Source organism: Serratia sp. CY84636, assembly GCF_052166245.1.
GTDB lineage: Bacteria > Pseudomonadota > Gammaproteobacteria > Enterobacterales > Enterobacteriaceae > Serratia > Serratia nevei.
The window spans coordinates 1587511-1600772 of the sequence record NZ_JBJNOX010000002.1 but is presented as its reverse complement, the minus strand read 5'-3'; the positions used below and the strand labels follow the sequence as shown (position 1 = coordinate 1600772).

At 50.8% G+C, this 13262-nt stretch carries 15 protein-coding genes, 1 tRNA gene and 1 pseudogene; 9 read left to right on the top strand and 8 right to left on the bottom strand.

Going from position 1 to position 13262, the window contains the following annotated elements; translation table 11 throughout:
- Positions 1–27 precede the first annotated feature (27 nt).
- Positions 28–117, top strand: a tRNA-Ser gene (locus tag ACJ8QI_RS12045).
- Between the two features lie 140 nt (positions 118–257).
- Here ACJ8QI_RS12045 and ACJ8QI_RS12040 read toward each other — a convergent pair.
- The 7 genes from ACJ8QI_RS12040 to ACJ8QI_RS12010 all read right to left on the bottom strand — a co-directional run bounded on the left by ACJ8QI_RS12040 (position 258) and on the right by ACJ8QI_RS12010 (position 3830).
- Entirely contained in the window at positions 258–1088 is an 831-nt protein-coding gene (locus tag ACJ8QI_RS12040; RefSeq protein WP_211130593.1) for a DUF4942 domain-containing protein, read from the bottom strand.
- Between the two features lie 98 nt (positions 1089–1186).
- Positions 1187–1516 (bottom strand): DUF5983 family protein, encoded by a 330-nt coding sequence (locus tag ACJ8QI_RS12035; RefSeq protein WP_442532550.1) that lies wholly within the window; start codon positions 1514–1516, stop codon positions 1187–1189.
- On the bottom strand, positions 1513–1881 hold the full coding sequence (locus tag ACJ8QI_RS12030) for a TA system toxin CbtA family protein (protein ID WP_198772672.1): 369 nt from the start codon (positions 1879–1881) through the stop codon (positions 1513–1515). Before ACJ8QI_RS12030 ends, ACJ8QI_RS12035 begins: the two co-directional genes overlap by 4 nt.
- Positions 1882–1940: 59 nt before the next feature.
- Entirely contained in the window at positions 1941–2279 is a 339-nt protein-coding gene (locus tag ACJ8QI_RS12025; RefSeq protein ID WP_211130591.1) for a type IV toxin-antitoxin system YeeU family antitoxin, read from the bottom strand.
- 28 nt (positions 2280–2307) lie between these two features.
- Entirely contained in the window at positions 2308–2787 is a 480-nt protein-coding gene (radC, locus tag ACJ8QI_RS12020; RefSeq protein WP_211130596.1) for a RadC family protein, read from the bottom strand.
- 27 nt (positions 2788–2814) lie between these two features.
- Entirely contained in the window at positions 2815–3273 is a 459-nt protein-coding gene (locus ACJ8QI_RS12015; RefSeq protein ID WP_345790208.1) for an antirestriction protein, read from the bottom strand.
- 254 nt (positions 3274–3527) lie between these two features.
- Positions 3528–3830, bottom strand: a complete 303-nt coding sequence (locus ACJ8QI_RS12010) for a hypothetical protein (RefSeq protein ID WP_442532549.1) — start codon at positions 3828–3830, stop codon at positions 3528–3530.
- Between the two features lie 47 nt (positions 3831–3877).
- Between ACJ8QI_RS12010 and ACJ8QI_RS12005 the strand changes: the two genes are divergently transcribed.
- The 3 genes from ACJ8QI_RS12005 (at position 3878) to ACJ8QI_RS11995 (ending at position 5837) form a co-directional block, all read left to right on the top strand.
- On the top strand, positions 3878–4306 hold the full coding sequence (locus tag ACJ8QI_RS12005; RefSeq protein ID WP_442532548.1) for a DUF3987 domain-containing protein: 429 nt from the start codon (positions 3878–3880) through the stop codon (positions 4304–4306).
- A gap of 28 nt (positions 4307–4334) precedes the next feature.
- Positions 4335–4814, top strand: a complete 480-nt coding sequence (locus ACJ8QI_RS12000) for a DUF3987 domain-containing protein (protein WP_442532697.1) — start codon at positions 4335–4337, stop codon at positions 4812–4814.
- A gap of 444 nt (positions 4815–5258) precedes the next feature.
- Complete coding sequence (locus ACJ8QI_RS11995; RefSeq protein ID WP_442532696.1) at positions 5259–5837, top strand: inovirus Gp2 family protein; 579 nt, start codon at positions 5259–5261, stop codon at positions 5835–5837.
- 89 nt (positions 5838–5926) lie between these two features.
- Here ACJ8QI_RS11995 and ACJ8QI_RS11990 read toward each other — a convergent pair.
- Positions 5927–6025: pseudogene (locus ACJ8QI_RS11990) on the bottom strand (integrase core domain-containing protein); the annotation flags it as partial.
- A 325-nt stretch (positions 6026–6350) separates the two neighbouring features.
- Between ACJ8QI_RS11990 and ACJ8QI_RS11985 the strand changes: the two are divergent.
- The 5 genes from ACJ8QI_RS11985 to ACJ8QI_RS11965 all read left to right on the top strand — a co-directional run bounded on the left by ACJ8QI_RS11985 (position 6351) and on the right by ACJ8QI_RS11965 (position 13261).
- Positions 6351–6533, top strand: a complete 183-nt coding sequence (locus ACJ8QI_RS11985; RefSeq protein WP_134268199.1) for a hypothetical protein — start codon at positions 6351–6353, stop codon at positions 6531–6533.
- A 144-nt stretch (positions 6534–6677) separates the two neighbouring features.
- On the top strand, positions 6678–7247 hold the full coding sequence (locus ACJ8QI_RS11980; RefSeq protein WP_134268201.1) for a GNAT family N-acetyltransferase: 570 nt from the start codon (positions 6678–6680) through the stop codon (positions 7245–7247).
- Between the two features lie 444 nt (positions 7248–7691).
- On the top strand, positions 7692–10811 hold the full coding sequence (locus tag ACJ8QI_RS11975; protein ID WP_442532547.1) for a type I polyketide synthase: 3120 nt from the start codon (positions 7692–7694) through the stop codon (positions 10809–10811).
- The gene (locus ACJ8QI_RS11970; RefSeq protein ID WP_442532546.1) at positions 10804–11970 is read left to right on the top strand and encodes a MupA/Atu3671 family FMN-dependent luciferase-like monooxygenase; all 1167 of its coding nucleotides are present in this window, start codon (positions 10804–10806) and stop codon (positions 11968–11970) included. Before ACJ8QI_RS11975 ends, ACJ8QI_RS11970 begins: the two co-directional genes overlap by 8 nt.
- A gap of 1 nt (position 11971) precedes the next feature.
- On the top strand, positions 11972–13261 hold the full coding sequence (locus ACJ8QI_RS11965) for a hypothetical protein (RefSeq protein ID WP_442532545.1): 1290 nt from the start codon (positions 11972–11974) through the stop codon (positions 13259–13261).
- Position 13262 lies beyond the last annotated feature (1 nt).

Genomic DNA, 13262 nt, shown 5'->3' with positions numbered 1-13262 from the left:
AAGCGGGCATGATAGCAAGCGTTGTTAGGAGAGATGCCGGAGCGGCTGAACGGACCAGTCTCGAAAACTGGAGTAGGGGCAACTCTACCGGGGGTTCAAATCCCCCTCTCTCCGCCACTAAATTTTATTATCTCATTGAGTTAAATAGTTTTTTATCATTTTACTATCTTCCGGTATGCCAATCAGTATGCCATTCATGACTAGCTTGCTTTGATTCATTCTGGACTCTATTAGACAACTTTCTGCAGAACACGTTATCACTTAGCCAGCATATTCGGGTAGTGCTTTGCGACTATGTCATTCAATTTGTGAACTAAGTCGTGGCGTTTGAAAGTGATATGCGCGGTCCCTTTCTGGAAGTACTTTATCGTAAACATCTCATCCTCGTAGCGAGTGCTGTTCCTTTGCGCATGAATGTGATCGCCGAGACGGCGAGTGACATCTTCGCGATTGTCGGGGATAGGCTGCCCATCGAGCAGCATCAACATGCGTTCAAGGTCCGTTAACCGGTCGCGCTGCCAGCCCCAGTTCAGACCAAATCCCCATCTGTCGTGTTTTACGACGCCTTCCGCGATGATTTTCTTCCCAAACTTACAAGGTAAGTTCGACTTGTAATTCCAGCTCAGGCTTTTGAAAACGTTTATCACCCCGCGCTCAAATACCTCCTCTTTGCTTTGATGGAGTTGTTCAAACGTACTGAGGATGTTGCTTTCGCTGACGGCGGGGATATCCTCATTTTCCAGACTGTTGTGCCACTCGGTACGGGCCTGTGCGTCCATCAGGCTCAGCATGCCGGACTTTAGCATCAGGTCTCGCCATATATCGCGGTCGATATTGCGGGTAATCGCCTTCATGGCGGTTTCCGGTTTTTCCGTAAACCAACAGTCGTAGCGGTGGCCAGGTCGCATACCCCAGTCCTTTGCCGTACCGCCGCCGATGCTGTTGGTCAGCGTTGAGATAGCATCAAGCTGGTGGATTAAGGCTTCTATTTGCGTCAGCGCGGCGTTGCGTCCGGTGACGATACGTTCAATGCTGGTAGAGCAAATCACGTCTGTGTGGCCGGTTAATACTTCAGGTTCAGTCTGCATATTTCGTTCTCCGTAATGAAAACACCCGCCGGTTTAAGGGCGGGTGCTATGTTGTGGTGGCTGTCATTGTGTTTGGGTCAGGGAGGATGCCGGGGCGTTCACCAGTCAAAGGTCTCAATCCCCGACAGAATATCGCCTGCAGCGTCGAGGTTCAGGAGAGCGATGGAGTGATGGTTCATCAGCGTAACAACCAACCGGCGGCAGGCTTTTGACGCCCCTAACCGTTTGAGATGAAGTACCGGATGCCGCCAGGCATTGAGCCTAATCAGGTAGCCCGTTCCGGTAAAATGGAGCCACTCACCGTGGGCATACTCCTCCTGCTGGTGTGAGGCGTGATACAGCAGAGAGTTATCTCCGTCGGTGATGTGGGCGGTACTGCACTGGATACCCGTGAGCAGTGCGCCGGTGGGGAGTGTGTCACTGCTCATGGTTGCTTGCCCCCCTGAATGGCACGTGTGACCTCCCGGTAGCCGGTTCGCATCATCAGGCCGCAGGCCCGGCGGGCGCGCAGGATGTCGATAACGCTCACAAGGGGCGATTGCGCCTGACCGGTGAAGCTCCTGCGGTCAATGCGCACCAGATCAAATTTTTCCACCATGGTATTCAGCGCATCCGCGAGGGAGATACCGTCATCAATATGGGCTTGTATCACGGCATCCTCGCTGAAAGTGGTGTCGTTGAGCGTCAGGCCGTAGTGCTGCGCCAGCAGGTAGGCGAGCAAGGATTGCCAGACAGTTATGGGGGACGGGCACGACGAAGCCGCCCGAGTGGATGATACGGGTACTGTTCGCATAAGGCGTATCTCTTTTGTTGGATAGTAAAATGATGTGAGACTAAAAATACGGGAGAGTTTTACCTGAGTGTTTCAGGTGTCGGATAAATCGCAATGTAGACGTAGCCGTATGAGCCGAGGCTATCTGCTTCACAGGTCAGGCCATGGCAATACAGCGTGACACAGTGCTGATGGCGCGGATTGAGCTCACCAGATAGCAGCATCAATTCCAGATGTTTGATAAATTGCGGAAAAGCATTCTCCAAGTCACGGCGCTGGGCGTCGCTGAAAATACCGCTGATGTCTGCCCGGTCGGCCAGAAAATGCAGCCGTTCCCCCTCCTGTACCAGACGGGCGCCAAACTGCGGCGTGACGTTGCGCTTTAGTCCCCAGGCGGGAACATTATGGGTTGATGGCATGTAGTGCCTCCTGATTGCGTCGGATAAATCATAAGAGCCCGTGTTCGGCGAACGAGTACACGGTCAGGCCGCCGACAATGCAGTGGTCCAGCACGCGGACGTCAATCAGCGCCAGCGCGTCCTGTATCCGTTGGGTGATAAGTTTGTCTGCCTCACTGGGATCGGAATGCCCAGAAGGATGGCAGTGCGCAACAATGACCGCGGCGGCGTTATGTTTCAGTGCACCCTTCACGATTTCACGCGGATGCACCTGGGTGCTGGCGATGCTGCCGCTAAACAGGGATTCATGCGCCAGCAGGCGATGCTGGTTATCGAGATAGAGCACCATAAAGACTTCGCGCTCCAGCCGGGCCATCTGCAGGCGCAGCCAGTCGCGCACCATGAACGGGGCAGTGAAGGGCTCACCCGGTTTGCGTAAATGCTGCTCCAGCAACGCCAGTGCTCGTTGAATGGTGCGTTGGGTGGGCAAGGGCAAACCGGCGGTTGCCGGAGATAAGGTGATATTCATCATGATGGTGTGCCGTTGTCTGCAGGGTTAGTCGATGATGCGCATGATGGCGTTGCTTTCGGGATGGCTGAGAGCGTAATCCCGCAGGCGATAGTAATGTTCGGTCATGGCGTCGCATTCGGTGCGGCAGGCGTGTTGGCTGTAAGTGATGAGGCAAGCGATGATGCCGGCGGCCTCATGTCCTACCGTTGCGTTATTGCCGTTAAGCGCGTTAAAGAGCATGTACTCGCCTTCGGTGGACGGGATAATGAATGCCCCACCGTTACTGAGGGTGTAAAACTCCCAATAATCTCCGTGGTAGTCCTTACACAGAAGGTTGAGCCAGGAAAATATTGTTGACTCGAGGTGAAGCCATCGCGGAATGTCACCAAAGTGCTGTAGCCAAAATGACAGGCGATCTTCGTCATTAACGAGACTCGCGGTCAGCGTTGAGTGGTTGCTTATCGGACGTGCTGATGGTGTGCTGTTGGCAGTATTCTCTTTCACAAATATTATCCTTACGTTGAGGTGGATTGGGCCAGGCAGCAGCCGGCCGCGTTGGGGACAGCGAGAAACGGCGGTATCACGCCATAAAAAATGCCCCGCTCGGATGAACGGGGCATTTGGGTATCAGTCAGGGAGGCACATTGTCATCGTGATAGACAAGTCTCTCTGACAAGTGTGTATTTTCGAAGCGCATCAGCCAACTATCTTCTTTGGAAGTGAGCCATCGTTAGCGAATAAAAGTGGGGGATAAAAGATTAGTTTTCACCGGTGGGAATGCCGGCGCCGACTTTACAGTCGGATTGCGAAAACGCGGGCAAAACCTGTCCGGCGCCTTTCAGCGTAAAACGGGTGGTTTGCATCCCTTCACCGCTAACGATCACCGTCTTGCCTTTGCGCAGCTTGTTCCAGGCGAAGCGCACGTTATCCGCACCCACTCGGGAGAGCACGTCATTAAATGGGATGGGGTCACTGCCATCAGCAGAGACATAAAATAACCGCGTTTGCGTCCGCGCATCATAGTTGGTCAGTGAGTGTCCCGCGGCATCGGTGAACATCACGAACATGGTCTTATAGGGATGTTACGCCTGAAGCATTACAGACTGCGATGCATAGCCATTCAGCACATATAGGGCTGATTGCTGATGAAGGTGCTAATGTTCTGGACAGGAAGGTAATGAATGATTTGAGCTTTATTAACTCAATGTGGGATGGTGTCAGCTTTCATGTTGACCGTAAAACGACACAAAGCTTTACGATAGAAAATGGGCGTATCACGCTGTCAGTTATGGTGCAGAAAAAACTGTTTGATCTGTATTTAAAACGACAGGGGGAACGAGCGCGTGGAAGTGGTTTTTTTGCGCGTTGCTTACCGGTATTGATTGATGAACGTCTCACCACGCAGGGTGAGCGTTTTATTAAAGAGTATTCCAGCGAAAGAAGGTTTTTAGAGGGTTTTTATCAGCGTATAAATGAAATATTAGCAGAGGATGTGGAAAGTGATGCATTAATCAAACGGGGGGGGGTTATCGTTTGAGCCTTCAGCTCAGTATGCATGGGAGGCCATTTACAATCAAATAGAGAGCCGTATCGGTCCCGATGAAGAGTATGCCAATATGAATGATTTTGCGTCTAAGTTGGCGAATAACGTTGCCCGACTCGCTGCCCTATTAAGTTATTTTTCGGAGGGCGAATGCCCAGTAAAAAGGCATTATGTGGAGAGTGCATGGTCGCTATGTGAGTGGTACATGCAACAGGCTGTAAATATTTTCGGTAATGAAGGGGGCTATTATGAAGCCTTGTTATTGGCCTGGTTGCATCGTGAGTATTCCCGAACGGGACGAAATCATGTCAGGTATAATGATATACGGCGCTTTGGACCTAACGCGTTACGAAAAGGAAAGTTGTTGGACAGAGTGATTGATAGCCTTGAAAGGGAGGAAGCAATAGAAATTGACTATTCACGCAATGGTGCAAGAGTTGTGTGTGAATACCATCGTTTTCATAACAATTCGTTCACAAAAAATCCGGTTTTTGTGTACTAATGCATTGCTACCGTTGCGATTGTCGCAGGATTTGAGCAGCAATTATAAAAAAAGCGCAAAACTAATTTCAGAGTAAAATTGTTTCTGATGTTTATTATTGTCATGGGTTTTATTCCGGTGGTGGAGTTTGTTTTTAGGTGATAAATAAACAATGTGGTGTCGGTATAGTTATATATGTTTGATACCACTATCTACTCTCTCTATAAAACCACTCTGTTGATACTTTATTCATGCGTCGTGAGTGTGAGTGATAAATCTATTAACAATGACATGTGATTAATGATGGTGGCTTAATGAGCCCACTATAAATGGTCTGGTTAAGTGTTGAATTATTGCCGGGGATACCCAATGTAACAGGTGTGGGTTTGTACTCTGCATGCGTAATCGTGAAATAATCTGATTTAACCAAATGAGCAGGCGGTTTACTATGGGGTCAAGGTGAAAATGTATTCCTATAATTCTCAATATCAACAGGCATTTTATGATGTTATTCAGGATGCTGTAAGTGAGTTTCCACGCACTTTAGCTTTAAGAGTTGATTTGCGTTTTCCTCGAGGTTATCAATATGGATTATCCAACAAAGAGGTTACCCGTTTTATCGAATCGCTGAAGGCCAAACTGAAAGTGGATTGCCAAAAGAAGAATCGACGCTGGAGACGTAATTGGGTTAATAGATTGCGCTATGCGTGGGTGCGGGAGGTCGGTGAGCGTAATCGCCGTAAGCATTATCACGTTTTACTCCTGCTGAATAAAGACTTCTACTACGGCGCTGGAAAATTTGATTCAAATGACAGTTTAGCTGCATTAATCCAGCAGGCGTGGTGCAGTGCATTAAATGTGGACAGGGAACAATATTCGGCATTGGCTAATCTGACTAAAAATGGGATGTATTATTTGAATGGTAATTCCTCTGATTATATGCAACAGGTTACCGATTTACTGAAACGTATGGATTACCTGGCAAAAGACCATACAAAGTGTTACGACGACGGATATCGCTCCATTGGGACGAGTCGTGGATAGGATTATTGGGGGGATGTCTACAGCCAGATAATGATGAATAGATTTGGTGGGTATGTCCCCCATAATTCCAGAGTCATCGGATCTATTATTTAAGCTTGCCGATGTCGAAGATATTCCCGCAGCGAACGGTAGCCTAACGCGCTGTGCGGATGCCATTCGTTGTAATGTTTGAACGCCATCGCCAGATTTTACACTGTCGTTCGCGCATCCGGACAGCTGCGCGCGACCTTCAGCAGGCCGGTGTTCGCCGAGTTGTGCCGCCTGCTGCGCACTCGTCGGGATGGCAATCGCACCCGCAGCTATCAAGGGCGACATGTCTCGTTGCATGTGCAGGAGAACGGTGACATCGGTCTGGCTCTGCCGAATTTGCGGCACTGGCGGAACCCGCCGCGTTGTACGGCGAGCTGTGATCACCGCAGCAACGCAATATTATCAGGTCTGCCCTATAGTTAGGGACGATCGTCGAGGAGAAGTCTTGCAGCAAAAGTTCATTTTTAACCAATGGATGATGACATGAGAAAACCTACGTTTGCCGCTGCTGTATTGTGCATTAAGCCGACGCACGGTGCCGGTGCGGCACCTTGCGCCATCATCAAAATCATCCCTGTTTTTCCTGAACAGGCTCTGTTGAAAAATACCAATGGCATCGTCAATGTGAAATACGATATCGAATACGACGGCACGGTCAGCCAGTGAAGGATCGTGGATTTACCTTTAACTTCACCATCAAACAGCATAACTCGGTCTATAGCAACGGGGTCCTGTTTCGCTGATTGCCCGAAAAGCAGGTATGATAGCAAGCTCGAAAGATGAACAAGTCCGATGCCCAAGGAGGTGCGAATGACTGACATTGACTGTCTCAGCGGCTTTCACGTGCGTGTACCCATGGTCGACAACCAGCTTTGCCGCTTCGAACTTAATTTTAACAAAAAATTTGAGGTAATAATGAATATTGAAATCAAACCTGTTATAGACCCGTCAAATGACAAACGTGTTATTTTGTTAATTGAACAATTAAACGCAGCTCTTAATCACATAACAGGAAATGATGGTTCGAAGAATGCCGATTTAGCAGATTTTTCCCAAGAAAGTGCACTGTTTCTACTGGCGTTGAGAAACGGAGAGGCCGTTGCATGTGGCGGTTTTCGTCCTTTGAGTTCTACAACTTGTGAACTCAAAAGGATGTTTGCAATGGAAAAGAAATCCGGACTAGGACTAAGAATTCTGCAAGAGTTAGAATCCGCGGCTAAAAGTTATGGTTATCAGCGTATCTGTCTCGAAACCAGAAGGATTAATCATGTTGCGGTAAACTTTTATTTGAAGAACGGTTATCAGGTTATTGAAAATTATGGGGTTTATGTTGGCCGCTCTGAAGCTGTTTGTTTCGGCAAGATGTTGGGTTTTTATTGAAAATAAGAAGTTCTTATTCCATAGCTCATTGTCATAAAATCCTCTTATGAAATTAGGTAAGGGTAAAAAAATCTATGCTATCCGATTGATTTTTTTGTATTTTAACCTCACTGGTAATTTTTTTGTTTTTTATCTCAACAATTGCCATTAGCATTTTATTCTTTCTCGAGACTAAAAGTTAGTGAGGTGGCCAAATAATGATAAGGATTTTGGTTTTTTATGTGAAAGCAATGCCAGTCTAAAGGGTGATTTGATTTTTGTGAATTTTTCATGTCAATGGTATTGACACTTCATTACAAAGATATATAGTAAAAAAACTAAAGTTAATTATTAAATAATAATACATAAAATATAATTTTATCTTATAAGTGGTAATTTATTGCCAGGAATAAACGTGGTGCCTTTTCGGTAGGCGCTTTTCAATGTTTTTTCTGGTAAATAAAAATGAATATAGCCATCGTTGCAATGCAAGGGGTTTTCCCAGGCGCCGAAGACGTCGATTTGTTATGGAAAAATATTAAGTCTGGCATTGTTTCAATTCATGAGTTTCCAGCAACCACTGAAGAAAAACCGGGGCAAAATTGGATCCATCGTCGTCCACTTCTCGAAAATCCTCAATTTTTTGACGCCGAGTTTTTCGGGTTAAGTGCAATAGAGGCCGAAGCTCTCGACCCGCAGCTTCGGTTGTTGATGGAGCAATCTTGGCTGGCATTGGAACAGGCTGGCGGATGCCATGAAGATCAGCGCTTGCGCACGGGTATTTTCGCCGGTGTACGCCACTCCCGCTATTTCGAAGAACATTTACAGCACAACCCCCGTCATTTAGCCGCTTTTGGCCCGGACTATTTGCAAATGATGAACCGCAAAGACAGTGCGGCTACGCTTATTGCCTATCGTCTGGGCCTGGGTGGCCCGGCCATTAGTGTCAATACGGCCTGCTCGACGTCGCTGCTTGCCGTTCATCTTGCCTGTAACAGTCTTCTGACCTGGGAATGCGACGTTGCGCTGGCGGGCGGGGCCGCAATACCGGCTTTTAGCGCTGAGTCTCAGTTAGCCATCCCCGGTGGATTCTTATCACCGGATGGCCTGTGTCGCCCATTTTCAGTGGATGCTAATGGCACGATCGACGGTGCCGGTATTGCCATTGTTGCTCTCAAGCGCCTTGAGGATGCGCTTCGAGATGGTAATGCTATCCACGGAGTGATCCTTGGCAGTGCTGTTAACAACGACGGTAATGACAAAGTCGGGTATTCCGCTCCCAGTGTCAGCGGGCAAGCTCGCGTTATTGCCGATGCGCTGGCTGTTGCGAATGTCAGCGTAGACGATATCGGTTATATAGAAACTCATGGTACCGGCACTCAGTTGGGTGATTCTATTGAAATTCGTGCGCTGACTCAGGCCTGGATGCAGCATACTGGGCGTATTGGTTTCTGTGCGCTGGGATCTATCAAGGCCAATATCGGCCATCTTGGTACCGCCGCCGGGGTCACCGGGCTGATCAAGGCATGCTGTGCAGTACGTGATGGGATTATTCCCCCACAGCCGCATTGTGAAACTCCTCACCCAGCATTGAAATTAACAGAGTCACCGTTTCGTATTGCACAACAGGAAGAGTCCTGGCAATCCGACCGCATGCCGCGTCTGGCCGCTGTCAGCAGTTTTGGTATTGGCGGCACCAATGTCCATTTGATCTTGCAACAACCGCCAGAACAGACCTCTCAGCCTGTAACCCTCGCGCAGCCGTCGCTGTTACTGCTGTCAGCTAAAAGTCAGGCTGCTCTGGAACACCAGCGGCAAAATCTAGCGGCGAAGCTGGTGTCACACACGGATGCTGATTTAGCGGGTCTGGCAACCACACTGGCCTTAAGCCGTAGCCACTTTACCTGGCGCATGGCAATCACGGCAGAAAAGGTCGATCAGGCGGCCAAAAAGTTACTGGCGGCGGATATCAGTACAAAGGTTATCAGGGACGACTGCAGGGTGGCCTTCCTGTTCCCTGGACAAGGTTCTCAATACCCACAAATGACGCTGGCGCTTTATCATCAACGGGCGGATTACCGTGACTGGCTGGATCAGGCGGCACGCTGTCTGCATCGCCATCTTGACGTTGACCTGCTGACACTGCTGGAGTCGGATGCAAACACGTTAATGTCCACAGAGTATGCGCAACCGGCCTTGTTTGCGACCGGGTGGGCGCTGGCACAATGGTGGCGTCAGCATGGGGTTGAGCCGGAGATATTACTCGGCCACAGCATTGGCGAGTGGGTCGCCGCCTGTGTGTCGGGGGTATTTTCCCTTGATGATGCCATGCGTCTGGTGTGCCTGCGGGGACGTCTGATGCAGGCCGCATGCCCCGGACGCATGATGTCGGTGTCGCAAAGTGCCACTATCCTGAAGACTCTGCTACCGCCTGGGCTGGAAATTGCCGTCATCAACCAGCATAACACCTGTGTGGTGGGCGGCGATGCCACGCTGCTTGAGGAGCTGGAAAAGGTTCTATTGCAACAGGAAGTCGCCTGCCGTTATTTGCAGACTTCACATGCATTCCACACGGCCTCCATGACGCCTGCGGCACAAGAGTTTCTTCAGTCCGTGGCTGCCACACCCCGTAATGCGCCCCTCATTCCGATTGTTTCGAATGTCACCGGCCAGATATTGACCACTGAAATGGCGTTGTCCGCGCATTATTGGGCGGATCACATCCGTGAACCGGTGCAGTTTGCGGCGGGGCTGGAATGTATTGCTTCGCAGGGAGTGGACGTCTTGCTGGAGTGCGGACCGGGCAACGCGTTGTCATCACTGACCCGCGGCGTCTTGCCTGACGCCGTGACGATCAGCAGTCAGCCACATGCCTCCCGTGCAGAACATTCAACTGCCGCGCTGCTGCAGGCCGCGGGGGAACTGTGGACCCAAGGTGTAGCGTTAGATTATGGGGCACTAATGACCACTCCTCTGGATCTTCAGCGGTATAGCCTGCCGGGCTACGGATTTAACCGTAGCAATTACTGGGCTGAACCTCATCCTATCGCTGATACCACCGCCATCAGTCAGTTGTTAGCCTCTCGCGGTGCGGCACTGAGTCTTGATGGTAAGGAATATCGCAGCCAGCAAGAGATTCAGGCCTTTTTTAGCCAATTAATGGTAATGGCACCACCTGTCGATTCTCATACCTCAACCCCTGTCAGGAACCTCACGATGAAACAACCCGATGCCACCAGTCCTGCTCTGGAGAGTGATATTCAGACGCAAGTCACCGTTATCTGGCAGGAAGTACTGGCTCTGCCTTCTATCAAGCCTGATGAGAATTTTTTCGATCTCGGTGGCAACTCGTTATGGGCTTTGCAGATTGTAAGCAAGATTAACGCCAACTTTGGCTGCGAGATCCATCTCTCCGAATTGCTCCATGCTGCCACGATAGCAGATCTCTCCGCGCTTATTGAACAACGTCTATTCAACAGTGTGGATGATGCAGAGTTGAACACGCTGCTCGGCGAGTTGGGTAACCTTTCCGAAAGCGAACTGCTGGCATTGTTGCAGGAAGGGCAAGGGGCAACTGATGAATGAATTCCTCAAAGAAAAGTTGGCGGGGCTGACGCCTCAGCAAAGGGAGCAACTGCGTCAGCGTAGCGCGCAAAGAGCACAGAAACCGTTGCCCGAGACCACCGGCACACTAGATTTCAGTTTGTTTTTTTTCTCGGCCAGTGATGAAGATGGCGCGGCCAATAAATATGACATGTTGTTCCGCTGTGCCGAATTTGGCGATCGCAACGGGATTAAAGCTATCTGGTTGCCGGAGCGGCATTTCACCGCGTTTGGTGGTCTGTATCCCAACCCTTCAGTGCTGGCCGCGGCACTGGCCGTGCAAACAGAAAATCTGGAACTGCGGGCGGGCAGTGTCGTGGTGCCTCTGCACAATCCGGTGCGGATTGTCGAGGAGTGGTCGGTCGTTGATAACCTCTCCAATGGGCGAGTTGCTCTGGCACTAGCCAGCGGATGGCACAAAGGAGATTTTGCCTTACGCCCTGAAGCCTGGCATGACCGTCGTGAGCGGGTGGCCAGAGGAATGGAACAAATGCAACGTCTGTGGAGAGGGGAAGAGGTCACCGTGCCGGGTGTTGACGGGGAAAAAGTTAAGGTCCGCACCTGGCCACGCCCGGTACAGCCCGCGCTGCGCTACTGGCTGACCTGCAGTTCACCGGAGGGCTGGGTTCGGGCCGGAGAGCAAGGTTGCAACGTGCTTTGTATGCTGGGCAATTCTCTCAGCATGCTGGAAGAGAACATTATGCGTTATCGCCAGGCCAGAGAAAAAGCAGGCCTTGAGCCGCAAGAGGGAACCATCAGCGTGATGTTGCATACCTATCTGGACAACGACATCCACCGGGCTAAGTCACTGGTTCGTGAGCCGATGTTGCGTTATCTGGAGGGATATATCCGCCAATACGATGGTCTGGTGGATGCGGATATCAGCCAAAGTGTGAATGCCAACAAAGAGCAGTTCCTCGAATTTGCTTTCGAGCGTTATTTCGAGCAGGCCGCGCTCTTTGGCCCGGTAGAAAAATGCCGCCGGCTCACCCACACCTTGAGTGCCATGGGAGTCAATGAGATCGCCTGCCTGATTGATTTTGGCGTCAGTGTCGAAGATACGCTGGCGAGTCTGGCCCTTTTGCGTGAGCTTGCTCCCACTCATTCCTGCCCGGTAGGGCAAGAGCCTAAGGTAAACTGATATGTCTGATGTGAATCCATCCTTGTCTGCCCTGAGCCCAGAATTGAAAAATAAGCTGCTGGCTCAATTATCCCGACGCGCTAAAACTGCCAATGAAGTCCAAGAGGTGCTGGAAAATCAACCTGCGCCTTGGCTGACCCTGGATCAGCGGCCATTACTGACGCTTTTTGCTGCCGGAGAAGAGCAGCCGGTCGACGCGGTGTCTATTACATGCCTGAACGATCGTGTGGTGGGTAACGGTTTTAGTTTGCGGGATATTACCCACGGTATTTGCGGTGATTTACCCCTGCTTAGCAATATCCGTCAGCTTCCTGAAGGACGGATCGCTACGCTGACGTTGCCGCGCACCTACGGGCAAATATATTCTCAAAGTGGGGATATCGTCCGGCTGGTTGAGCAAAGCCTGAACATTGCCCATTCGCTGGGCGCGCGCGCCGTTTCACTCACGGGTCTGATCCCATCGGCCACCCGCTATGGTCAGGATATCCGCCATCGCCCTGACCAACCTCTGATCACTACGGGGCATGCGACCACCACATCGGCTGTGGTGCTGTCATTGCAAAAACTGCTACAGGTTGCCGGTCGCAATCTGACCGATGAGGATCTGAGTTTCATTGGACTAGGGTCTGTAGGCACTGCGGCACTTACGCTGATGTTGACGGTATTGCCCCATCCGCGCAGCCTGACGTTGTGCGATCTTTACTCCCGCCGTGAAGCTCTTGATGCGCTGATGCGGCATCTGCGTGAAGATCTGGGCTATGAAGGCAAACTCAGGTTTGTTCCCTCGGGGCGAGTTTGCCCGGATGAAATTTATGAGGCGACGACATTGGTTGGGGCAACTAATGTCCCTGACGTTGTGGATGTCTCGCGGCTGCGCCCGGGTACGCTGGTCGTGGACGATTCGGACCCTCATTGCTTCGATGCATCCAGGGCGATTGAGCGCCTGGAAACGCAGGGCGATATTCTGTTCACCGAAGGCGGAGCGCTGCGTGCACCAGCGGAAATCCGGCACCGCATTTATGTGCCAAAGGCGCTGGAGTGGGCACTGCAATACCCGGCAGACGATGACAATGCCCATCATATCACCGGCTGTATTCTTTCCAGTCTGCTCTCCGGTAAGTTTGATTACCCGGCGACCTTGGGGATGGTAGAGCCGCAACATGCCGTGACGCACTATCAGGCGCTGGTGGAAAGAGGGTATCAGGCTGCCAACCTTCACTGTGGCCCCTGGCGTGTACCGGCTTCGGCGATCGCTGCATTCCGCCGCCAGTTTAGTGCGGGGGAGATTTAAA